The organism is Syntrophotaleaceae bacterium, assembly GCA_041390365.1.
Classification (GTDB): domain Bacteria; phylum Desulfobacterota; class Desulfuromonadia; order Desulfuromonadales; family Syntrophotaleaceae; genus JAWKQB01.
In genome coordinates this window covers 1-1,143 of record JAWKQB010000007.1, presented here as the reverse complement: position 1 = coordinate 1,143, position 1,143 = coordinate 1, and the positions used below count along the sequence as shown (strand labels likewise).

General features: G+C 60.1%; 2 protein-coding genes. Both read left to right on the top strand.

Annotated features, from left to right (window positions below):
- The coding region (locus tag R2940_18480; GenBank protein ID MEZ4601782.1) for a hypothetical protein at nucleotides 1-192 on the top strand (192 nt) is incomplete at its 5' end.
- A partial coding sequence (locus R2940_18475) for a PDDEXK nuclease domain-containing protein (GenBank protein ID MEZ4601781.1) occupies nucleotides 179-1,143 on the top strand: 965 nt, incomplete at its 3' end. The genes R2940_18480 and R2940_18475, both read left to right, overlap by 14 nt.

Genomic DNA, 1,143 nt, shown 5'->3' with positions numbered 1-1,143 from the left:
GCCCAACGCGAGATCGAGCTGATGCAAGAATATCGTACCCGGCTGATTTCCGATGTGGTCACCGGTCAGGTGGATGTGCGCGGAATCGAGGTGCCGGAGGTTGCCGATGAAGAGCTGCTGGCGCTGGAAGAGGACACCGCCGATGCCGATGACGTGATCGATGACGAGGGGGAGATGGATGAAACCGACTGACAAAACCCCAAAAAACAGCCTCGGCAAACCGCAGGACTACCCGCGCCTGCTGTCCGAGATTAAGGAGCGCATCCGCTCCGCCCAGTATGAAGCCCTCAAGGCGGTCAACAAGGAGTTGGTCGGTCTGTACTGGGACATCGGGCGGATGATCGTGGAGCGGCAGGATGTTGAAGGCTGGGGCAAGGCGGTGGTGGAACAGCTCGCCGCCGATCTGCGGACGGAGTTTCCCGGCGTGGGGGGCTTTTCGGCTTCCAACCTCTGGCGGATGAAGGCTTTTTTCGAGGCGTACAACGGACTCGAAAAACTCGCACCACTGGTGCGAGAAATCGGCTGGAGCCACAACCTGGCCATCCTGGAGCGCTGCAAGGACCCGCTGGAGCGGGAATTCTATCTGCGCATGACCCGCAAGTTCGGCTGGTCCAAGAACGTGCTCATCCATCAGATCGACAACCAGAGCTACGAAAAATCCCTGCTCGGCCAGACCAACTTCGACCAGGCGCTCACACCGGAACTTCGCGCCCAGGCCAAGCTGGCGGTGAAGGACGAATACACCTTCGATTTTCTGGAGCTGGGCGAGGAGCACAGCGAGCGGGAGCTGGAGCGGGCGCTCATCGCCCGGATCGAGGATTTCCTCCGGGCCATGGGCGGCATGTTCGCCTTCATGGGCAGCCAATACCGGCTGGAGGTGGACGGCAAAGAGTTTTTCATCGACCTCTTGTTGTTTCACCGCCGTCTGCGCTGCCTTGTCGCCATTGAATTGAAAGTCGGCGAGTTCCTGCCGGAGTTCGTCGGCAAGATGCAGTTTTATCTGGCGGCTCTGGACCGGCAGGTCCGCCAGGAGGACGAGAACCCCTCCATCGGCATCATCCTGTGCAAGGAGAAGAGCCGCACGATTGTGGAATACGCCCTGCACGACGCCCGCAAGCCCATCGGCGTGGCCACTTATGAAAT